Raw genomic sequence first — 21626 nt, forward strand, 5'->3', positions numbered from 1 at the left:
ACCCGGCGACGGCCCACGTGCTGCCATCGGCGGGGCCGGGGGTCCGGACCACCGATGTGTCGGTACCGCGGATCGCGGGCGGACCGCGTTCAATGGAGCGGTGGCCGACAAGATCGCGCATCCGGTGCCGGAACTGCCCATCGCCGACCGGCGGTTGCGTCGCCATCAGCGAGGGGACGAGTTCCGGCTGACCGCGTTCGGGGGGCTGGCGGCGCTGTCGCTGGACGCGCTGACCAGCGTCGCCTACGGTCCCGAATCGATCGTGCTGGTGCTGGTCACCGCGGGTGCGGCGGCGGTGTCGTGGACGCTGCCGGTGTCGATCGCCATCGTGGTACTGCTGGTGGTACTGGTGATGTCGTACAGCCAGGTGATCGCCGCGCATCCGGACGGCGGCGGCGCCTACGCGGTGGCAGGGCGGGATCTCAGCCGTGGCGCCAGTCTGCTCGCGGCCGCGAGCCTCGTGGTCGACTACGTGCTCACCGTCGCGGTCAGCCTCGCGGCCGGGGCGGCCAGCCTGGCCAGCGCCTTCCCGGCGCTGGCCCATCATCTGCTCGCGGTGACGCTGATCGGGTTGGTCGCGTTGACGGCCATCAACCTGATCGGCGTCGCGGAATCGGCGCGGGTGCTGATGGGGCCGACCGTCCTGTTCGTGGTGGCGGTGCTGGCGGTGATCGTGGCCGGCCTCGCGCACAGCACGCCGGTGGCGGTGATCGGCGCCGATCCCGGGCCGCTGCCGCCGACCGGCGCGGTCGGAATCGTGTTGCTGCTGCGGGCTTTCGCGGCCGGATGTTCGTCGCTGACCGGGGTGGAGGCGATCGCCAACGCGGTGCCGTCGTTCCGCACACCGGCGGTGAAACGGGCCCAGCGCACCGAGATCGCGCTCGGTGCGCTGCTGGGCATCATGCTGCTGGGGCTGGCGGTGCTGATCCGGCGCCACCACACGGTGCCACGCGGCGACGTGACGGTGCTGGCCCAGCTCTCGGCGGCCGCGTTCGGCACCGGATGGCCGTTCTATCTCACCAATCTCGCGGTGACCCTGGTGCTGGTGCTGGCCGCCAATACCAGTTTCGGCGGCCTGCCGGTACTGCTGTCGCTGCTGGCACACGACAACCGGGTGCCGCATCTTTTCGGAATGCGTTCGGAGCGACCGGTTTTCCGCTACGGCGTGGCCGCGCTCGCGGTGCTGGCGGCGCTGGTGCTGGTGATCGTGTCCGCCGATACCCATCGGTTGCTGCCGGTGTTCGCGATCGGGGTGTTCATCGGATTCACGCTCAGCCAAACGGGTCTGGTGCGGCACTGGCTGCGCGCGCGGACGCGCGGATGGTGGTGGCGGCTGGCGCTCAACGGTTTCGGCGCCGTGCTCACCGCGGTGGCGGGCGTCGTGCTGCTGGTGGAGAAGTTCACCGAGGGCGCCTGGCTGCTGTTGCTCATCGTGCCCGCGCTGATCGTGCTGTTCGCCCGCACCGAACGCTATTACGGTTGGGTGGCACAGCAATTGGGCATGGGCACCATCCCGCCACATCCGGAGCCGGCGGGCCCCACCCTGGTGGTGGTGCCGGTGGTGGCGGTCAGTTCGATGACCGCGCGAGCGCTGGAGATGGCGCTGGGAATGGGCGCCGAGGTGCACGCGGTGGCCGCCGACATCGACCCGGCGTCCACCAAACGCCTGAGCGCGCGCTGGAAACGGTGGGATCCGGGCATCCCGTTGAAGGTGCTGCCCGCCCCCAACCGGAGCCTGATCGCCACCCTGGTCGGCTACGTCCGCAAGCAGACCGGCAAGGGCGAGCGGGTCACGGTGCTGCTGGTCCAGGTCGACACCCCGCACTGGTGGCAGCGCCTGCTGCACAATCCGCGCGGCCCGGTGCTGGCCGCCGCACTGCGCACCCGGACGACGGCGCTGGTCGCCACCCTCACCGTGCACCTCGACCACTGAACCGGGCGATCGCCGGAGCGGCGCGCCGCGCCGCGTCGACCACCCCGGCAATCGCGCCTCAAGTAAACACCAATTCTGGCCTGAACAGTCACCGGTACTGGTGAATTTCCGCATAAGTGATCACCAATTCACATCCTGTGATAGAACTCACCGGGATCCCGCACGGGCGGGGTGAAGGGTGGTCAGTGGTCATGGAACCGACGGCACGGCAGCGCGCGGCGCTGAGCCTGATCTGCGACACGTTCCTCCCGGGCGACGGCGCGGGATTGCCGTCCGCCTCGGAGCTGGGCGCGGTCGACACCGTGCTGGCGCTGCTGGCCCGCGCGCCCCGGGCGGCCGACCGACAGCAACTGGCGACGCTGCTGAACGTCTGGGACGCACCGCTGTTCGGAGTGCTGACCGGCCGTGGCCCGCACCGGTTCTCGGCCCTGTCGCCGCAGGACCGGGAGCGGGCGCTGCTGCGGCTCGGCGCCTCCGGCCTCGGCCCGCTGCGGGCGATCTTCCAGGCGCTGAAGGGCGCGTCGATCCTGGCCTACAACATCACCCCCGGTCCGACCGGCGCCAACCCGCTGTGGCAGCGCCTCGGCTATCCGGGCGTGCCCGGCGCCCCGGAGCAGGCACCGCCCCCGCCGCTGCAACCGCTGCGCTGCGCCACCCCGGCCACGCTGTCCTGCGACGTCGTGGTGATCGGATCCGGCGCCGGCGGCGGGACGGCCGCCGCGGTGCTGGCCGGCGCGGGCCTGGACGTGATCGTGCTGGAACGCGGAAACTACTACGACGACCGGGATTTCGGCGCCGGCGAATTCGACGCCCTGCGCCGGTTGTACGCGGCCGGGCCGTCCGCCTCCGCCGAGGGCCAGATCACGCTGGTCGCGGGCAGTTGCCTGGGCGGCGGCACGGTCGTCAACTGGAGCACCTCACTGCCCACCCCGGACCACGTCCGAGCGGAATGGGCCGAACTGGGTGCGGCACAGTTCGTTTCGGCGGAGTTCGGCGACGCGCTCGCGGCGGTGACCCGGCGGATCGGCGTCACCACCGGCCGATCACCGCTGTCGGCCCGCGACGGCGTGCTCGAGCGCGGTGCCCGCGCCCTGGGCTGGACGGTGGATCCGTTGCCGCGCAACGTCTCCGACGCCTGCGACGCGGGCGTGGAATGCGGCCGCTGCGGGTACGGCTGCCGCCTCGGCGCGAAGCGGTCGGTCACCAAGACCTGGCTCGCCGATGCCGCGAGCGCCGGCGCCCGGCTGGTCGTCGACGCGGACGTCCGCCGGATCACCGTGCGCCACGGCCGCGCCGAGGAGGTGTCGGCGCGTACCTCGGACGGCGTGGAGATCCGGGTGCGCACCCGCGCGGTGGTGGTCGCCGCCGGCGCGGTGCAGACCCCGGCGCTGCTGCGCCGATCCGGGCTGCGCAACGAGAACATCGGCCGGTATCTGCGGCTGCATCCGGCCACGGCGGTGTTCGGCGTCTTCGACGACGAGATCCGGCCCTGGGAGGGCGCGCTACAGGCGCGGATCTGCCGCGAGCACGCGGATCTGGACGGCAACGGCTACGGGGTCATCTACGAGACCGGGCCCACCCATCCGGGCCTGGGCAGCGGCTTCCTCGGCTGGCACGGCGCCGCCGACCACCGCGAGGTCATGCTGGGCTTCGGCCACTCGAACGCCGTCGGCGTCATCACCCGCGACCGCGATCACGGCAGCGTGACCGTCGACCGCACCGGCGAACCGGTGGTGAAGTACCGGTTGTCGGACCACGACGCCGCCCATCTGCACACCGGAATCGCAGGCGCGGCGAACATTCTGGCGGCCGCCGGAGCGCGCCGGATCTTCTCCGGCCACCAGGCCGAGGTCGGCTACGAACCGGGCCGGCGCGGCTCGCACGCCGAATTCGCCACCGCCGCAAGGACTGCCGGATACCGGCCGGGCCGGTGCGCGCTGGGCGCCCTGCACATCATGGGTTCGGCGCGGATGGGCGGCTCGGCGCGGTTGTCGGCCACCGATCCGGACGGCGCCACCTGGGAGGTGCCGAACATCGTGGTCGCGGACGGTTCCTGCTTCCCGACCGCCCCAGGCGTCAACCCGATGGTGTCGATCGAGGCCGTCGGGTACATGAACGCCACCCGCCTGGCCGCCCGGCTGCGCTGAGCCGGTGCGGAATCATCGTGGAGGCGGGCCGACGCCGCGATGAGCGGTCGTCTACGCGACCGCGGCCCGCGGTCGCAGGAAGGTCCGCCGGAACAGCACGAAACCGGCCGGAACCAGGCCGCAGGCCAGCAGCAGCGGCGCCGTCCAGTTGTCCACCAGCAGGATGTCGCCGCCGGGCCCGGTGGTGGAACAGATCAGGAAACCCAGCAGCCACGCCACCACCGGCAGCGACAGCGCCGCCGGCCGCGACACCACGGTGGCCATGGCGCGTACCAGCAGAATGTTCACCACCGCCGCGACCAGCGCGGTGATCGGGAACGGGGTGCCGCCGATGTAGGCCGGCAGGAACAGCACCTCCAGCACCAGGGTCAGCAGGCCGTTGAACACCAGCAGCCCGGCCAGCAGTCCGCCCAGCAGTGCGTAGGCGCGTGCGGAACCGGCGGGCCGGTCGGGGGCGGCCGTCACGGGACCGGCGGGAAGCCGAGCAGGGTCAGCAGATGACTCTGCGTATCCGCGAATCCGTACAGCACCGACATGTACAGATCGTGCTGCCATTGCCAGAACGGCCGCTGGCTCTCGACGAATGCGGCGATCGCATCCTGCAGGCTCCAGTTGTACATGCGGTCAGTGTCTCATTCCGTCGCGCCGGCGCCGGGACAACCCGGCAATCCGGCGAACAGGTCCTGCTCCCGGCCGTCCGGGCCGGTCGGTCCCGGCCGTCCGCGCACCAGCGTGTAGTGCTCCTCCGGCAGGATCGGCTGCGCGATGTCGTTGGACAGCGCGAAGACCCGATCCGAGGGCGCCACGCTCACCTGGGTGGCATGGGCGCGCAGCGCCGCGCACTTGGCGGGCAGCACTTCCGCGATGTCGATCACCGCGGTGACGGATTCGCTGGGCACACCGGCCGATTCACCGTCGAGCGGCAACCGCCAGCCGGCCGGCAGCGGCACGGCCTCCGCGGCCAGTGCGACGGTGTGCCGATGCAGCGCGTCGGCATCGGTGACCGTCCAGTACACCTTCGGTACGTCCCAGCCGTTCCCGGCGGCAGCCTCGATCGCCGCCATCGTGATCCGGTGGGCCCGAACATGATCCGGGTGGCCGTAGCCACCGCGCGGGTCGTAGCACACCACCACCCGCGGCCGTCGCGACAGCAGTACCTCGGTCAGCGCGTCCACCGCCGCGGCGCCGGAATTGACGAAAGCCCGTGGATTACGGGCGGATTCGGCCTCCTGCGGTGCCGCGGTGGTGCCGGACATCCCGGAATCCCGCCAGCGCCCGGCGCCACCCAGGAAATACGGCTCGCCGACCCCCAATGCGGCCAGCGCCGTGGACAATTCGCCGATCCGGTAACCGCCGAGCTGATCCGCGCGGGCGCTCACCAGCTCGGCCCAGCGCGGGCCGATGACCTCGCCCTCCTCACCGAGGGTGCAGGTCACCACGGTCACCGGGACGCCGCGGCGGCGGTAGTGCGCGATGGTGCCACCGGTGCCGATGGTCTCGTCGTCGGGATGAGCATGAACCAGCAGCAGGCCGCCCTCGCTCACGACAGTCGCCGCCAGGTCGCGGCCCCGCCGAAGATGCCGACCTGGATGGCGCCGTTCAGCGACACCCCGTCCACCCGCGGCCCGGCCGCGGCGACGCCGTTGTCCTGCACGATCGGCAGCACCGTCGCCAGCTCCCACAGCCGGGGCTCGGCGTCGGCGATCACCTTGGCCGCGTCCAGCCCGCGCACCGCGTTGTCGGCGGCCGGTTGCAGGGCCGGATCGCAGACACCGGACACGTTGGCCGGGGCCTTGCGGGCCGCCTCCACCGCCGCGGTGTCCTCGCCGCCGGGCAGCGACGCCGGCGGGCAGCCGTAGCGGGAGGCCAGCACGGTGGCCGGATCCTCCCCCGCGCGCTCCCAACCCACGATCGCGTCCACGCTGCCGTCCAGCAGATCCTTGCCGTACAGCTCGTCGGCGGGCAGGCTGCGCACCGTCGCGTCGATACCCGCGCTGCGCAGCTGGTCGGCGGCGGTGTTGGCGACCGCCAGCGTGCTCGGATCCTTGTCGACGGCGGCCAGGTGGATGGTCAGCGTCCGGCCGTTCTTGGCGATCGGGCGCGGCTGCGGCGCGGGCGAGGTGGTGGTGTTGCCCGCCGGTGGCGGCTCCGGCGCCCGTCCGAAACCGGCCTCGGACAGCAGTCCGAACACCTCCTCCGGCGACGGGCGCGGCGGCGCGGTCGGCGCGTACCCCGGTTCCGACGGGGTCAGCACCTGCGCGCGGACCGGATCCACCCAGGAACCGATCTGCGCGCCCACGGTCGCCAGCAGCACCGGATCCAGCAGACCGAGCACCGCGTGCCGTACCCGGACGTCGGTGAGATCACCGCTGCGCGCGTTGAGGGTCAGCTGCATCACCCGGGCCTGCGGCATGGTGGCGGTGCGCACCGACGGGATCGCGGCCAGCTGGGCCTGGGTCGCCACGCCGCCGTGCACCAGCGCCATCTGCGCGTCACCGGAGCGCAGCGATTCGGCCAGCTGGGCGGCGGTGCCGCCGCGGCGCAACAGGATCTGGTCCGGCACCGCGGGCGTACCCCAGTAGCGGTCGTTGCGCTCGAGCAGGATCTCCTCCCGCCCGGCGTCGGCCTGCTTCACCCGGAACTGCCCGCCGGAGATCGGATTCTGGTCGATCAGCCCGCGGTCGACGGTCAGCGAGCGCTGGAAACCACCCGGAGAATCCTTCAGCAGGTGCGAGGGCAGCAGATCGGTGAACAGCTGCCGCCAGGCCGGATATTCGGCGCTGAGCACCACGGTGACCGTCTTACCGCCCTCGGACGAGGTGATATCCGAGATCAGCCGGTAACCGGCCGGATCCACCACCCCGGGCTGCGAGATCATCTGCTGCCACAGGTAGCGGAAATCCTCCGCCGCGATCGGAGCGCCGTCGGACCAGGACGCCTGGTTCTGGATCTTGTAGGTGAGGGTGAACGGCTCCTGCGCGGTCACATCCGCCGACACCAGCAGCGCGGTGTCGGGCACCCAGTCGGTGGCCCCGGCCGGCGGCCCGGGCACCGCCGAGGGCACCGGTTTGAACGGACTCGGGAACACCAGCGAGGCCACCGCGTTGGTGGCCGGCGACTGATTCGAGCGCAGGTGCGGATTCAGCCCGGTGCCGATGTCGTCGACGGCCACCACCACCGTGCTCTTGGTCGGCTTGGCGGGGGTGGTCTTCGGGCTGTCGGTGCTCTCGATCGGCGGCGGCGGATTGGCCGTACAACCGGTCAGCACCACCACCGATGCCGCCAGTATCACCGTCAGCACCCGCGGCAGCCGCGGCTTTCCCGCCTCTCTGCGGTTCAGGCCATACAAGTAAATGCCCCTGACGTTGATCACAGGTCCTGCGCGAGTACCGCTCGGCAGGGACTGGCCGGGGGAGTTGCACTCACGAAATCTTGCCGCCCGTACGTTACTACGCGCCCGTCGCCGCGCGGTCACGCGCTTTGCGGCGGGACAGCTCCCGGCCACGTTCGGTGGCATTGAGGATGAGTTTGCGCACCCGCACGATCTGGGGAGTGACCTCGACACACTCGTCGACGGCACAGAACTCCATCGCGCTCTCCAGATCCAGTTGCAGCGGCTTGGCCAGTGTCTCGAGTACGTCACCGGTGGCCGACCGCATATTGGTCAGCTTCTTCTCCCTGGTGACGTTGATGTCGAGATCCTCCGCACGCGGGTTGACGCCCACCACGTGACCCTCGTAGGTGTCCGCACCCGGCTCCACGAAGAACTGACCGCGGTCGGCCAGCTGGATCATGGCGAACGGGGTCACCGAGCCGGCCCGGTCGGAGACCAGCGAGCCGGTGTGCCGGGCGCGGATCTCGCCGGCCCAGGGCGCGTACCCGTCGAACACCGCGTTGGCGATGCCGGTGCCGCGGGTCTCGGTCAGGAAGTCGGTGCGGAAGCCGATCAGGCCGCGCGACGGGACGATGAACTCCATTCGCACCCAGCCGGCGGAGTGGTTGCTCATCTGCACCATCTTGCCCTTGCGGGCGGCCAGCAGCTGGGTGACCGAACCCAGGTACTCGTCGGGGCAGTCGACGGTCAGTTCCTCGAACGGCTCGTGGATCTTGCCGTCGACGGTCCGGGTGACCACCTGCGGCTTGCCGACGGTCAGTTCGAAGCCCTCGCGGCGCATCTGCTCGACCAGGATGGCCAGCGCCAGCTCACCACGGCCCTGCACCTCCCAGGCGTCCGGGCGGCCGATGTCGAGCACCCGCAGCGACACGTTGCCGACCAGCTCCTGATCCAGCCGGGCCTTCACCATGCGGGCGGTCAGCTTGTGCCCCGACACCCGGCCGACCAGCGGCGAGGTGTTGGTGCCGATGGTGACCGAGATGGCCGGCTCGTCGACGGTGATGCGCGGCAACGCGACCGGATTCTCCACATCGGCGAGGGTGTCGCCGATCATGATGTCCGGAATGCCCGCGATGGCGACGATATCGCCCGCGACGGCCTCCTCACCGGGCTTGCGCTCGACGCCGATGGTCTGGAGCAGTTCGGTGATGCGGACGGTCTTGACGCCCTCACCGTGCATCCAGACCACGTTCGAGCCCTTGCGCAGGGTGCCGTTGTGGATGCGGACCAGGCCGATGCGGCCCAGGAACGGCGAGGCGTCCAGGTTGGTGACGTGCGCCTGCAACGGCGCGTCCTTGTCGCCCTTCGGCGCCGGGATGTACTTCAGCAACACCTCGAACAGCTCGTCGAGGTTCTCCGCGTCGGGGGCGTTGCCGTTCTCCGGCTGGGTGGTGGACGCCTTGCCCTCGCGGCCGGAGGCGTACAGGACCGGCAGGTCCAGCGCCAGCTCGGCGGCCTCGGAGGCCTCGTCGTCCAGATCGGAGGCCAGGTCCAGCAGCAGGTCGTGACTCTCCTCGACGACCTCCTCGATGCGCGCGTCGGGCCGGTCGGTCTTGTTGACCACCAGGATCACCGGCAGCGAGGCGGCCAGCGCCTTGCGCAGCACGAACCGGGTCTGCGGCAGCGGGCCCTCGGACGCGTCGACCAGCAGCACGACGCCGTCGACCATGGACAGCCCGCGCTCGACCTCACCACCGAAATCGGCGTGGCCGGGGGTATCGATCACGTTGATCACGGTGACGCTGCCGTCGGCGTGGTGCCGATGCACCGCGGTGTTCTTGGCGAGAATGGTGATGCCCTTCTCGCGCTCCAGATCACCGGAGTCCATCACCCGGTCGACCACCTCGGCCCGCTCGGCGAACGCACCGGACTGCTTGAGCATCGCGTCGACCAGCGTCGTCTTGCCGTGGTCTACGTGAGCCACAATGGCAACATTGCGGAACTCGACAGACGACACGTTGGATCCTCCTGGTGAAAGTAACTTGGGCGGCCCACCCTCCTCGGCGAGGGTCCTCGAGCAAGACAGGTGGATTCATCGCACCGGGCATGCGGCCAGCTACACAGTACCGAAATACGATGAACGGTCCGCCCGCCGCCCGCCCCTCGGCGCTCGCACCCGCGCGCGTCACCGCCACTCACCGGGGTAGAACAGGGATATGAGCACTCCGCTGCTGACCGGCGACGAGCTCGCCGCCGCCTTGAAAGACCTGCCCGACTGGACCCGCGAGGGTGACAGCATCACCCGGACCGTGCAGGCCCCGACCTTCCCCGCGGGTATCGAACTGGTCACCCGGGTGGCCGCCGCCGCGGAGGCGGCCGACCATCATCCCGACATCGACATCCGCTGGCGCAAGGTCACCTTCACCCTGTCGACGCACTCCGCGGGCGGGCTCACCCGGCAGGATGTGGCGCTGGCAGCCGAGATAGATCGGCTGGCCCGGGCGTGACCGCGGGCCGACGCACTCGGATCAGCCACACGTAGAACAGCAGCACGCCGAACACGTCCACCGCGCCCAGCCAGGCCAGGATGCCGGGGCGGGAGATGGTCCAGATCGAGGGCTGCGCGAACGACAACAGCCACGGCACCCCGACCAGGGTCGTCACCAGCCAGTAGCCTGCCAGCGCGCGGGCGCCGCGGGCTGCCCGCAGCGGGCCGTACAGCAGCCACAACATCAGGGGCAGCACCCAGACCCAGTGGTGCGACCAGGAGATCGGCGATACCAGCAGGCCGAAGAACTGCACCACCAGCAGTGTGCCCAGCCGGTCCGCCGAGCCGACCGCTCGCCAGGCCAGTACTGCCAGCACCGCCGCCACCAGGACGGCGGCCACCCACCAGGGGCCGTCGGGGACGCGATGGCCGAGCAGGTACCAGGGCGCGCCCGCGTCGCGGCCCAGGATGCGCGACAGCGCGCCGCGCAGCGACTGGTTCCAGACCGAGCCGACGGGGCCGATCCGGTTCGCGTCGCCGATCAGGGGGCCGAAATAGGTGTGCGTCTCGCTCGGGCTGATCAGCAGGCTCACGGCGATGGTGCCCGCGAAGACTGCCGCGGCCCATACGGCGCTGGCCCAGCGGCGCTGGGTCAGGAAGTACAGCCCGGTCACGGCGGGGGTCAGTTTGATGCCGGCGGCGACGCCCACCAGCGGTCCGGACAGCCACCACAGCGTGCTGTAGGCGGCCAGCACCGCGGCCAGCACCAGGAAGACGTTGACCTGGCCGTAGTCGAGAGTGGTGCGGACCGGCTCCAGCCACAGGCCGACGGCGGTCCAGCCGGCCGCGCGGGTGCGCCAGTGCTCGGTCCTGTCCTCCGGGCCCACCAGCATCTCCAGGCAGATCCGCACCACCGCGTACAGCGCCGCCGCGGTCAGGATGGTCCAGCCCACCGCGACCGCGGCGAACGGCAGCCAGTGCAGTGGATAGAACACGACCGCGGCGAACGGTGGATAGGTGAACGGGAGGGGAAAATCGGGTGTCTTGTCGGCGTAGGTGAAATCGTAGAGGTGGCCGGTGCCCAGCTCATGTGCGCCGTTGACGTAAACGTGCAGGTCGACCACATTGATGCCGTTGGGCGACAACAGCATCCACAACAGCCGGGCCAGCACCGACAGGACCAGCGCGGCAATCGCGAGGCGTCCGCGGGTCCCGCCGGTGGAGTGGGAACGGGCGGGAAGTCGAGTCACGGCGCGCATGCTTTCGGATCGGGTGACAGGCGAGCACCACAGTAGCGACCCCGCGGATGCCGATCACCGCTGGCCCGGCCCGTTACGAAACATTTGCCCGGGCATTCGGTCCGGCGGGCCGACTGTGGGATAACTTCCGGTATCCGAGGATGAAGATGGGCGGCCGCCGTGTCGCAGCTGTACAACCCGGTATTCGTTTCCCTAGAGTGTCGCGAAAGTGATGCGGGCAGTATCGCTTCCGGTGAGGACTCCGAGGTAAGGACGGCAACACCAGTGCTTCGCACCCGAGGTATTTCCGTATCCGTGCTGACCGCCGCGGTAGGCGTCACCCTCGCGTGCGCACCGGCCGCTGTCGCCGCACCCAGCCCGGCGCCGCACGCGCCCGCGGCTGCGGTCGCCGATCCGGTGCCGATGGTGCCGGAGGGGGTGTCGATCGATGCGCTCGCTTCGCTGGTGCCGGCGATCGTCGGGGCGATCGCCACCGGGCATGCTGCCGGTGCCATTGCTTCGCCGGGGCAGCAGGCCATTCTGGATCAGGCGCGTTCGGTGCTGGCTTCGGCGCCGTTGCCGCCGCAGGTGCGACAGACGTTGCAGGGGGTGATCACGTTCCTGGACGGGAGTGGGGGCGGGGGGCCGGCTGTTCCTTATGACGGGCCGGCATTTGCTCAGTTCTTGTATCCGTCGATCGGGCGGGGGTGTATCGGGCCGCAGAGTGATTCGGTGGCGACTGCGCTGGCTGTGCCCGGGCCTGCCGATCTGCCGTTGCCGGGGCCGCAGTCGGGGCAGACCGGGTTCGTGATGACCGCGTTGGGGACGCATGGGCCTACGCCGGTGCAGAATCCGCTGATGACTGTGCAGTGGTTGAATCTGGATACCGGGCAGACGGGGACTGTGCCGTTGACCGATGAGCTGCATATCAATCCGGATGGGCCGGCTACGTTGTCTGCCATTGCGAATACGGGGCGGGGACGGGTTGTTGCGGTGGTGGCGGGGTCGCTGACCACTGCGGTGGCGGACGAGGCGCCTATTACCTGCTCGTTCATTCCTACTATGGGGTTTTTTACTGTTAATTAGGTGGGGCGGGGTTTGGGGGGATGGGGACCGGGGACCGGTCGGGTGGGTCGGATCTGTGTTGGGGTGGGGATACTGAGGGTTTGCCTTCTTGGGGGGTGACCGGCTGTATTTTTGGCCTCCGCTTCGCTCCGGCGGGTTCTCGGCCCCTCAGTCTCGATTCTTCCCTCCTCCGCTCCTCCGCTTCGCTCCCCCGCTCCGTCAGTCCAGAATCGAGACGGGCCGAGAACATTAACGTTGGGCCGTTTTCCGCAACCGCCCTGGGCGCAGGACAGGGTTCGGCAATCGCGCTGGGGGCAGGGCAGGGTTCGGCAATCGCGCTGGGGGTCGGGGCTTGTCGGGCCTGTGGGGGGTGGCCGCGTTGGAGAGTGGGGCGTGAAACGGCGGCGAGTCGGGGTGAGCCTGCGGAACGGTGACCGTTGGTTAGGGTGGGCCGGGCAATGAACCCGGGGTGTCTGGCCTGCTTGTTGGTGACCGCGCCCTGGGGGCCGGGCCGGGTGTTGGGGCCGGTTGTCGGCGGGGCGGGGCCGGGGTGAGGATGGTTGCCCTTTGATTGCTTTTGCGAGGTGCGGGGTTTCGGGGGTGGATCGGGTTGAGGGGTGTGGTAGACCGGCTGGTATGGCGACTGGTGATCAGGGGGATGTTCGGTTGCACGTCGATCGGTCTGTTCGTTCGCGTGGATCCAGTCGATCTATTCTTTCCACTCGGTCGAGCCGGTCGATTCTGTCGATTCGTTCCGAGGGGTCGATTCTGTCGATCGGGTCGGCTTATTCGATCCTGTCGATCGCCTCGGTGGGGTCGATGTTGTCGATCGGGTCGGTGGGGTCGTTCTTCAGTGTGGGGTCGGCGTTTTCCGGGGTTTCGCGCTGGTCGCTGCTGTCGTGGCTGGGGAATCGGGGGGTGCCGGAGGGGCGGCCGGCGTTGCGGGTGGTGCCGGACGACGAGCCGGATCTGCGGCGGGACACCACTTTTCACAGTCAGACCTAGGGGGTGCGGGTCACCACTGGCCGTACTGGGTGGTGAGGATCGAGTTCACGTCCACGGCGATTCCGTCCACCGAGCGGCGGTCTATCTCGAATTGGTGCAGGTTCGCGGCGGGGTGTACGTAGCCGGTGGGGGTGCCCCAGTTGTGTTGCCAGAACCAGGCGCCGAGGCCGGCGTTACGGGCCCATTCGATGGTCGGGGAGTTGGCGTAGACGCCGAGGCGCTGCGGGCCGATCACGGACTGCCAGCCCTGGAGGTAGGGGACGATCTGGTCGGCGAACTCGTCGGCGGAGGGGTTGTCGTCGATCGAGGCGTAGATCGGGGCGGCGTCGGGGCCGCCTGCGGCGCGGTGCAGGGTCACGCCGCGATCGGCGTGGTGCTTTCCGGCTTCCAGGCCGCCTCGCCAGTCCGCGGTGGGGCCCTTGCCGAACTGGTAGTTGGAGACGATGGACAGGCCCGCTGCGCGCAGGGAGTCGACCTCGCGGGACTGTAGGGGCTTGCCTGCCATCCATTCCGCGCCCGGGCGGCGGTCCGAGACGTAGCGGATCACGCCGGCGTGGCCGGCCTCGCGGATCGCGTCGGCGTCGGGGATGCCGCCGGCGTAGTCGAGCAGGGTGCCGAGCGGCTCGGCCTCCGCGGTCTGCGCGTCCTCCACCGACAGCCCGACCATGGTGACCGTGGTGGCTGCCGCGGTCGCCAGTGCGGCGCCGTAGCCGAGCAGGGTGCGGCGGGTGAACCTGCGGGGATGCATCGCGCTCCTTCTGGTGGGCCGCCCGGCCTACCTCCGAGCAGCAGCGAAAAGTCGTGCGGACGGCAGAGATCCGGGGTGGACCGATCGAGCGGGTCGGCAGCATCGGGGGTGGCGCCCGCAACGGTCCGGTCACGCGAACGGAAGGGTGCGGGACCGGGGTCGGGCTGGTGCGCAGCTGCGGCGAACGGCTCCCGTGGTTGGAGGTGGGGCCGCGGCGTCATCGATAGGGAGGACGCTCTACCTGCGGATGCCGGAACACTCGCCGCGCACGGTTTCGGTACGCATCTGCGGGTCTTCATCAGGCGGGGTGAATCTGCCGCGGGTGAGTGACTTACTCCCGCCCGGCGGCGGCGGACGACAACATCCTCGTCGGGTCCTGTCGTCGCGGTGGAGCAGGGTCGTGCGGTGGCGTCGTGACATCGGGAAAGATGTACGGGTACAGGTGAAGTCGGCGATCCGGTGCGGCTGTGCGCCGGAACCGGGTGGGACGCACGGGAAACCGGCAGCGTACCCGGCGCGCCTTCCCCGGCGACACAGCCGTGTCGCCTGCGCGCCGGGAGCCTGCGAAACGCGGACTCATTTCACCATATTCACACCGGAACCGCCAGGAACACGGGGCTCAACAACACCACGCGTCACGCGGTCAATCCGTCGCGGCGGCGATGCGGGCCGCCACATCGATGCTGCGGAAGGACAGGTCCCGCAGTTCGTCCCGCACCACGGCGGCGACCCGGGTGGCGAGTTGCCCGCGGATGCCACCGAGCACGCCCAGTGCCTTGGCCCGCCAGCTCAGCGGGCGCAGATCGACCTGGATCTGTTCCGGGGTGGGCGGGGCCACGTCGATCACGATCAGCAGCGGTTCGGCCGCCCGCGCGATCAGGACCAGCGGAATGGTCAGATTCGCGCGGTAGCGGTTGGCCACCAGGGCGTCGATGGTGAGGTCGAGTTCGACCGGTAGCGTCAGATCGAAGGAGACCGGATCGGCGCCGGGGCGCGGGGCGACCCGCGGCATCCGCACCACCCCGGTGGCCTGGACGGTGGCGGCGGCGCCGGGACCGGTCCGCAGCGGGCCGACCTCGATGACCCGGCCGGCCAGGCCCTCGACGACCTCCCGCACCCGGTCGGCGGTGACGATGCGAGGGAAGAAACGGCGGCCGAACTCGTCGTAGCCGAGCCACTCGAGCCGGGGCGGCAGCGGCGGCCGGGCGCGGCGGCCGTCGAGGATGGCCGCGATGTCGAAGATGCGGGCGCGGCGGGTCTGCGGATCGTCGAGCATCCCGTTGACCCGGGCGGCGACCTCGCGCTGGATCAGCACGGTGATCGGGTCCAGCAGCATGGCGATGATGCCGCCGATGGCTTGCGCCCGGACGGTGAAATCGACGTCGTCCGGCTCGACCGGCGGCACATCGATCACGATCAGCAGCGGATCCGCGGCCCGCGCGCGCAGCGTCAACGCGATGTCGACGATGGCCTCCAGCCGGAACTGCTGACCGCCGAGGGTGATGGTGACATGCAGGCTCGCCGGCAACCGCACCCCGAACTCCACCTCCGGCCCGTTCCGGGGCGCGATCACGGGCTTGCCGACCTTGCCCTCGGCGACGAAACCCGCGAGACCCACCGGGCCCACCGAGAACGGTCCGATGGTGATGCCCCGGCCGGTCATTCCGGCCACCGCGGCCTCGATCCGCTCCGGGGTCACCGCCGCGCCGACGAAACGGGGGCCGAATTCGGCGTAATCGATCCAGACGAGTTGATCCTGCCCGGCGAACTGTCGCATGAGCTCCCGAAACCTCGCTGTGTCGGATAGGGGACGCGCATACCGCGTTGAAGCGCAGAGAGCACAGAATACGGAGCCCTGTCCTGCCGATGAGGGGGCAGCAGGACAGGGTCCGCGACGACGGCGCTGCCGGGCGCCGCCGGGTACATCGTAGGGTGTGATGCCCGCTGGGCACCCTCCCCCACCGGTAGAAGTCTCCCGCCCGCGTGGCGGAAGCTCTCACCACCGACCGAGTCCGACCATACCCGGTGGGACACCTCGGGGGTAACGGTGAATTCCGATGTCACCCAAGCCGGTTTCCACCGGCGGGCAGGGGCGGGGTGCGGCGCGGCGGCCCGGGAGACCGCTTCCGGCATCGGATACGAGGTCGCCGGGGTGTAACCAGCGGCCCGATCCGGACGCGGCGCGCCCGCCGATGTCCTGGTTATCGCGCCCGCGGCGAGGATCGGCCGGCGAACCGTGCCCCGTCGACGCCCGCGGCGCATTTGCGCCCCCGGCCGGTCACAGCGGTCTCCAGCGGCCGCACGCAAGCGATCCGGAACCGTCGGGCACGTGTCGGTGTCGGGAATATCACGCGACGACTCGCCGACGACGGTGGTTCGCGCGGCGCGCTAAGCGAGCGCGGTGCGGATGGCCAGCCAGGCGTCGGCGGGGTCGGCGTACCCGTGGTACATCAGCGGAATGCGCTGATCGACACCGAAGTACCGATATATCGCCGACATTGCCTGCCGGATCGAGTAGTCCTGGAAGTCGTCGATGCGCCGCGGGCCGATCGGCCGTTCCGGCAGCAGCGCCAGGCGGGTCAGTTCGGCCGCATCCGCCGGATCCAGCCCCAGCGGGCCGTCCGCGATGTAGTGATCGTGGAAGATCGTGCGCACACTCGGGCTGCGGAACGGGTCGCCCGCGCCGGGCCGTCGTGTCGCGACCGGTAGCAGTCGCACTCGCACGCCGGGCAGGCTGCGCTGCTCCAGGGCGGCCGTCAGCTCGGCGTCCGGCACCGGCACCCCGTCGGCGATCGGCGCCTGCTCCAGCAGGTGCAGCATCGACGCGCCGCGCACGCGGGGCTCGGGAACGAGGAACAGGCTCACCATCGCCACACCGTGCGCGCTGTCGGTGAGGCAGAGCCGGACGCGGACCGGCCCGGTGCGGACCGGTCGGGCGCTGGTGGGATCAGGGATCGGATCATGCATCGGGTCGGTCATGCGGATCTCCTCGGCATACGGGCCGCCGGAGCGGCCCGGCCCGCGATCGTGCGAGTGCGGAACCCGGACAGGTGCGAAACCGTCGGTCGATTCACCGCCGTGCGCCGGCACCGAACGACCACTCCACAGGGGCTGTCGGTGTCCGACCGTTGCCTCTGTCGATTGTAGCCGCGCAGATCAGGCGTTCTGCAGCCGCGAACTCGAGGCCAGTTGTTGCTCGATGGTGCCGCGCACGCCGGGCCATTCCTCGTCGAGGATCGAGTAGAACGCGGTACTGCGCACCTCGCCGTCGAGCCCGCGCGAATGCGCCCGGCGCACACCGTCGCTGGCGGCGCCGAGCCGCTCGATGGCGATCCGGGAGCGCAGATTGCGCACGTCGGCGCGCATGGCGATGCGCCGCACCCGCCAGACCTCGAAGGCGTGCTGCAACAGCAGCAGCTTCGACTCGAGATTGATACCGGTGCCCCGGGCGCGCGCCGACAACCAGGTGTTGCCGATCTCGGCCGCGTCGGGGATGGCCAGCACCGGATCGCCCACGGGCATGCCGTGCACGATCGGCCAGACCACCGGACCCTGCCAGTAGTCGAACCGGCTGAACCTGGTCGACCCGAGCACCCGGTTGTCGACCGTCGCCACCACCGCGAAGGCCAGCGCGGTACCGGCCACATGGTCGGTCACCGCCTGCGCGACGTAGGCGGCGGCCTCGTCCAGCCCCTGTGGCACGGGCGTGAACGCGTACGCCTCCCGGTCCGTGTCACTCGCCTCGGCGAGTCCCGGAACATGATGTGGCGCAAGGGGTTCCAGTCGCACACGGCGACCGGTGAGAGTAACGGGTGCAGGCACGTTTCCCTCGAGCTTTCGCGGACGGTCTCCGGCGTCGTTTCGGGCAGGTGCCGCCGGCCTCGAGCCCTCCGGAACAACGAACCAGCCCTGGCGCGCCAGCAGCAGCATTGGATAGTGGGATGAACGATAACGGAACTGCCGCCATCGCCGGTGCAGGCGACGGGTAAATTCCCAGCATACCTTCGCGTGTCGCGCGGCGGGTCGCGCAAAAGAGTTGTGGCGAGGCTGTGACCCGCTCCGGCAGAACAAGATCAACTCCGCGTTAAATCCGTTTTCACAGGGCGATTACACCTTGACGGGACACCGTTCTCGAGGCATTCTCCGCCGCTGCCACACCCGGCCGGACCCGGTCCCCGACCGGACCGCACGAGTACCCACCGCGCATACCCAGCAACCCTCGATTCGAGCCCCCGGGAGAACGTCGAGTTGCTCCGCGATGAATACCGCCCGCACCTCGCAGCCACGTCGGAGCCGGCGGCGAGTTCCACTCCCGGACAACCACATAACCCGTCCGATCGGAACGTCGACCCGCTTTGCGCGGTTCGTCCGATTGCCGGTCGGACGCTACGAGCGTATCGCCGCCCGTGCCCGCACCGGACATCCGGTCGCATCGTGACAATCGGCGAAATCACCCCCGCGACAAGCGGTCCCGCCGGATCGATACCTCCGCGGCCGATCCCGGCCGGGCGTGGCCGCGTCCGGCGGGCCCCGGCATCGGGATAGTAAGGAAGTGAAACGAACTGTAAGGCAACGACAATGGGCGGCACGACCGCTGGTCGCGCGCATCCCGCAGCGGCATCGCCGGTCGCCACCGGCGACGGCCGCATCCGGCGCGTCCGGCCGGCTCCGAGGGTGGCCGCCGATCCCCTTCCCCAGCGGGATCGAACCGCGGCGCGACGCCCACATCTCGGTGGTCACCGGCGAATCCGGTCGCAGCATCGCCGGCAACTCTCCTCGACCCCGGAATTGATCTGCCTCCGTTGAGAATATCGACAACCCCATCCGGACCGACCAGACGGTTTACTCCAGACCGCATCTCGCACCCGGGCCCCGCAGCCCCTAGGCTTTCGCCGTGGAATCCGGGCGGACAACGGTCGACGGGCGTTTCGAGTTGATCGAACCGCTGGGCAGCGGTGGCATGGGAACGGTGTGGCGAGCCTACGACCTCGCCCTGCATCGCGAGGTGGCGCTGAAAGAGGTGCGTCCGGCCGAGGGCGACGGCAAGCAGCGCGAACGCGTGCTGCGGGAGGCGCGCGCGCTGGCCCGCATCAGCCACCGGAACGTGGTGGCGATCCACCACATCGTGGACACCCCCGCGGAGCAGTTCCCCTGGATCGTGATGGAGCTGATCCGCGGCCGATCCCTGTCCGAACACCTGGCCGTGGGCCCGATGCATCCGGCGCGCGCCGCGCAGATCGGCCGCGGCATCCTCGCCGGGCTGCGCGCGGCACACGCCGTCGGCGTGCTGCACCGCGACATCAAACCCGCGAATGTGCTGATGCGCGAGGATGATTCGCCGGTACTGACCGATTTCGGCATCGCCGCCATGGCCGGCAACGAGGGCCTCACCTCCACCGGCGTGGTGATCGGCTCGCTGGATTACCTTGCGCCGGAACGACTCAACGGCATCGAGGGCCATCCCGCCTCGGATCTGTGGTCGCTGGGCATGCTGCTGTTCACCGCGGTGGAGGGCTACCAGCCGATGCACCGGGAGACCTCGGTGGCCACCCTCGCGGCGATCATGCAGGGCACGCTGCCACCCGCCCGGCACGCCGGGCCGCTGTCCACGGTGCTGCAAGCGCTGCTGGTCACCGACCCCGACCACCGCCCTCCGGCCGAGGTCGTCGACAACCTGCTGGCCCATGCCGTCCAGAGCGCGACCAGCGGCGCCCCGATGCCACACCTGCCCTCCCCCACCGTCACCTCGCGACCGCTGTCACCGGCCCAGGCGGCCTCCCCGCGGAACCGGGGCCTCGCGGTCGTGGCCACGGTGGTGGTGGTCGCCGCCGCCACGATCGCGGGCCTGCTGCTGTGGCCGAAGTCCGGAACCGGCGGCGCCGCGGAGGGCCAGCCCGCCACCACCGCACAATCCGGCGGCACCGCCCTCGTCCGCCCCGGCAGCACCGCCCTGGTGGCGCCCGGCGGCACCGTCCTCGCGGGCCCGGCCACCACCGACACACCCGACAACGGCCTGAACAACGGCGACCTGCTGACCCCCGACGGCATCCGAAAGGCCGTCACCGCCCTCGAACAGCTCACCGGCGGACAGCAATTCACCGAGACCACCATCTACCCGGCCTATCTGAGCACCGGCGTCCCGGTGAAGGATCAGCCCACCCTCTACGACGAGTACACCTACCGCGACGGCAGGGGCAGCCGCACCGGCCCCGGCGGCGAACTGAGCACCAAGACCGTCGCACTCCGCTCGATCGACTGGGACGTGATCCCCACCCTGCTCCAGACCGCCGAGGCCCAACTCGGCATCCCCCACCCGACCAACCGCTACCTCATCATCGACCCGGAGTGGACCTTCAACGACGACAAGCCGACGATCCGCGTCTACCTGACCGACGACTACGGCGGCGCGTATCTGGCGGCGGACGTCGACGGCACGGTGGTCACGGTGATGCCGCGCAAATAACCCCGCGCCGCCGGTCGCCGTGCGCGTGACGACCGACCGCCGTGGCCCGGTAGACTCCCACTCTCGTGAGTCTCACCCTCGGAATCGTCGGCCTGCCCAACGTCGGTAAGTCGACGTTGTTCAACGCGCTGACCCGCAACGACGTGCTGGCCGCGAACTACCCGTTCGCCACCATCGAGCCGAACGTCGGCGTGGTGCCGCTGCCCGACCCGAGGCTGAACAAGCTGGCGGAGATCTTCCACTCCGAACGCATCCTCCCCGCCACGGTGTCGTTCGTCGACATCGCGGGCATCGTGAAGGGCGCCTCCGAGGGCGCGGGCCTGGGCAACAAGTTCCTCGCCAACATCCGTGAGGCCGACGCCATCTGCCAGGTCGTCCGCGTCTTCGCCGACGACGACGTGGTCCACGTCGACGGCCGCGTCGACCCCCTGGCCGACATCGAGATCATCGAAACCGAGCTGATCCTCGCCGACCTCCAGACCCTCGAGAAGGCCGTCCCCCGCCTCGAAAAGGAAGCCAAGGTCAAGAAGGACCGCAAACCGGTCTCCGACGCCGCGAAGGCCGCCCAGGAAATCCTGAACGACGGCACCACCCTCTTCGCCGCCCGCGACCGCGTCGACGCCGACCTCCTCCGCGAACTCTCCCTCCTCACCACGAAGCCGTTCCTCTACGTCTTCAACGCCGACGAGTCGATCCTCACCGACCCCGCCCGCGTCGCCGAACTGACCGCCGCGGTCGCCCCCGCCGACGCCGTCTTCCTCGACGCGAAGGTCGAATCCGAACTCCTGGAACTCGACGAGGAATCCGCCCTCGAACTCCTGGAATCCATCGGCCAGACCGAACCCGGCCTCAGCTCCCTGGCCCGCGCCGGCTTCCACACCCTCGGCCTCCAGACCTACCTCACCGCCGGTCCCAAGGAATCCCGCGCCTGGACCATCCACCAGGGCGACACCGCCCCCAAGGCCGCAGGCGTCATCCACACCGACTTCGAACGCGGCTTCATCAAAGCCGAAATCGTCTCCTACACCGACCTCGTCGACGCCGGCTCCATGGCCGCCGCCCGCTCCGCGGGCAAGGTCCGCATGGAGGGCAAGGACTACGTCATGAACGACGGGGACGTGGTCGAGTTCCGCTTCAACGTGTAGGTGGCGGCCGCGGCTGGTAACCGCGTTACTCAGCTGTTGGTTTCGGGGTCGACACAGGTC

Annotated in this window: 17 protein-coding genes; 7 read left to right on the forward strand and 10 right to left on the reverse strand. The window is 70.1% G+C overall.

Going from position 1 to position 21626, the window contains the following annotated elements:
* Positions 1-100 precede the first annotated feature (100 nt).
* Both LBW94_RS27230 and LBW94_RS27235 read left to right on the forward strand, forming a co-directional pair.
* On the forward strand, positions 101-1933 hold the full coding sequence (locus LBW94_RS27230; RefSeq protein WP_225054905.1) for an APC family permease: 1833 nt from the start codon (positions 101-103) through the stop codon (positions 1931-1933).
* A 191-nt stretch (positions 1934-2124) separates the two neighbouring features.
* A complete protein-coding gene (locus LBW94_RS27235) occupies positions 2125-4080 on the forward strand; it encodes a GMC family oxidoreductase (protein ID WP_225054907.1) in 1956 nt (651 codons plus the stop codon).
* 51 nt (positions 4081-4131) lie between these two features.
* Here the strand turns inward: LBW94_RS27235 and LBW94_RS27240 are convergent, their stop codons facing one another.
* From LBW94_RS27240 to typA, 5 genes are all read right to left on the reverse strand, one after another.
* On the reverse strand, positions 4132-4545 hold the full coding sequence (locus tag LBW94_RS27240) for a hypothetical protein (protein WP_225054908.1): 414 nt from the start codon (positions 4543-4545) through the stop codon (positions 4132-4134).
* The gene (locus LBW94_RS27245; RefSeq protein ID WP_225054910.1) at positions 4542-4700 is read right to left on the reverse strand and encodes a hypothetical protein; all 159 of its coding nucleotides are present in this window, start codon (positions 4698-4700) and stop codon (positions 4542-4544) included. The genes LBW94_RS27240 and LBW94_RS27245 overlap by 4 nt, the downstream gene beginning before the upstream one ends.
* A 12-nt stretch (positions 4701-4712) precedes the next feature.
* Positions 4713-5624: an N-acetyl-1-D-myo-inositol-2-amino-2-deoxy-alpha-D-glucopyranoside deacetylase gene (gene mshB / locus LBW94_RS27250; RefSeq protein ID WP_225054911.1), complete on the reverse strand. Its 912-nt coding sequence runs from the start codon at positions 5622-5624 to the stop codon at positions 4713-4715.
* Positions 5621-7381, reverse strand: a complete 1761-nt coding sequence (locus LBW94_RS27255) for an ABC transporter family substrate-binding protein (protein ID WP_416276956.1) — start codon at positions 7379-7381, stop codon at positions 5621-5623. The genes mshB and LBW94_RS27255 overlap by 4 nt, the downstream gene beginning before the upstream one ends.
* Before the next feature lie 148 nt (positions 7382-7529).
* Entirely contained in the window at positions 7530-9431 is a 1902-nt protein-coding gene (gene typA / locus LBW94_RS27260; protein ID WP_225054913.1) for a translational GTPase TypA, read from the reverse strand.
* Between the two features lie 199 nt (positions 9432-9630).
* On the opposite strand from typA, the gene LBW94_RS27265 reads away from it, so the two are divergent.
* Positions 9631-9921: a 4a-hydroxytetrahydrobiopterin dehydratase gene (locus LBW94_RS27265; protein WP_225054915.1), complete on the forward strand. Its 291-nt coding sequence runs from the start codon at positions 9631-9633 to the stop codon at positions 9919-9921.
* On the opposite strand, the gene LBW94_RS27270 is transcribed toward LBW94_RS27265, so the two are convergent.
* The gene (locus tag LBW94_RS27270) at positions 9866-11161 is read right to left on the reverse strand and encodes a mannosyltransferase (protein ID WP_225054916.1); all 1296 of its coding nucleotides are present in this window, start codon (positions 11159-11161) and stop codon (positions 9866-9868) included. The genes LBW94_RS27265 and LBW94_RS27270 overlap by 56 nt on opposite strands.
* Before the next feature lie 294 nt (positions 11162-11455).
* Between LBW94_RS27270 and LBW94_RS27275 the strand changes: the two genes are divergently transcribed.
* Complete coding sequence (locus LBW94_RS27275) at positions 11456-12226, forward strand: hypothetical protein (RefSeq protein WP_225054919.1); 771 nt, start codon at positions 11456-11458, stop codon at positions 12224-12226.
* A 615-nt stretch (positions 12227-12841) separates the two neighbouring features.
* The gene (locus LBW94_RS27280; protein WP_225055113.1) at positions 12842-13210 is read left to right on the forward strand and encodes a hypothetical protein; all 369 of its coding nucleotides are present in this window, start codon (positions 12842-12844) and stop codon (positions 13208-13210) included.
* Between the two features lie 10 nt (positions 13211-13220).
* On the opposite strand, the gene LBW94_RS27285 is transcribed toward LBW94_RS27280, so the two are convergent.
* The 4 genes from LBW94_RS27285 to LBW94_RS27300 form a co-directional block, all read right to left on the reverse strand.
* Positions 13221-13958 (reverse strand): DUF1906 domain-containing protein, encoded by a 738-nt coding sequence (locus LBW94_RS27285; RefSeq protein ID WP_225054921.1) that lies wholly within the window; start codon positions 13956-13958, stop codon positions 13221-13223.
* Positions 13959-14601: 643 nt separating this feature from the next.
* Positions 14602-15735: a hypothetical protein gene (locus LBW94_RS27290; protein ID WP_225054923.1), complete on the reverse strand. Its 1134-nt coding sequence runs from the start codon at positions 15733-15735 to the stop codon at positions 14602-14604.
* A 611-nt stretch (positions 15736-16346) separates the two neighbouring features.
* A complete protein-coding gene (locus tag LBW94_RS27295; protein WP_225054924.1) occupies positions 16347-16937 on the reverse strand; it encodes a hypothetical protein in 591 nt (196 codons plus the stop codon).
* A 177-nt stretch (positions 16938-17114) separates the two neighbouring features.
* Entirely contained in the window at positions 17115-17747 is a 633-nt protein-coding gene (locus tag LBW94_RS27300; protein ID WP_266272216.1) for a GNAT family N-acetyltransferase, read from the reverse strand.
* Positions 17748-18852: 1105 nt separating this feature from the next.
* Here LBW94_RS27300 and LBW94_RS27305 point away from each other — a divergent pair.
* Together LBW94_RS27305 and ychF are read left to right on the forward strand one after the other, a co-directional pair.
* Positions 18853-20421, forward strand: coding sequence for a serine/threonine-protein kinase (locus LBW94_RS27305; protein WP_225054927.1), 1569 nt, complete (start codon positions 18853-18855; stop codon positions 20419-20421).
* Between the two features lie 65 nt (positions 20422-20486).
* A complete protein-coding gene (gene ychF, locus LBW94_RS27310) occupies positions 20487-21566 on the forward strand; it encodes a redox-regulated ATPase YchF (protein WP_225054929.1) in 1080 nt (359 codons plus the stop codon).
* Positions 21567-21626 lie beyond the last annotated feature (60 nt).

Source organism: Nocardia sp. alder85J, from assembly GCF_020176955.2.
In the GTDB taxonomy this organism is placed as follows: domain Bacteria; phylum Actinomycetota; class Actinomycetes; order Mycobacteriales; family Mycobacteriaceae; genus Nocardia.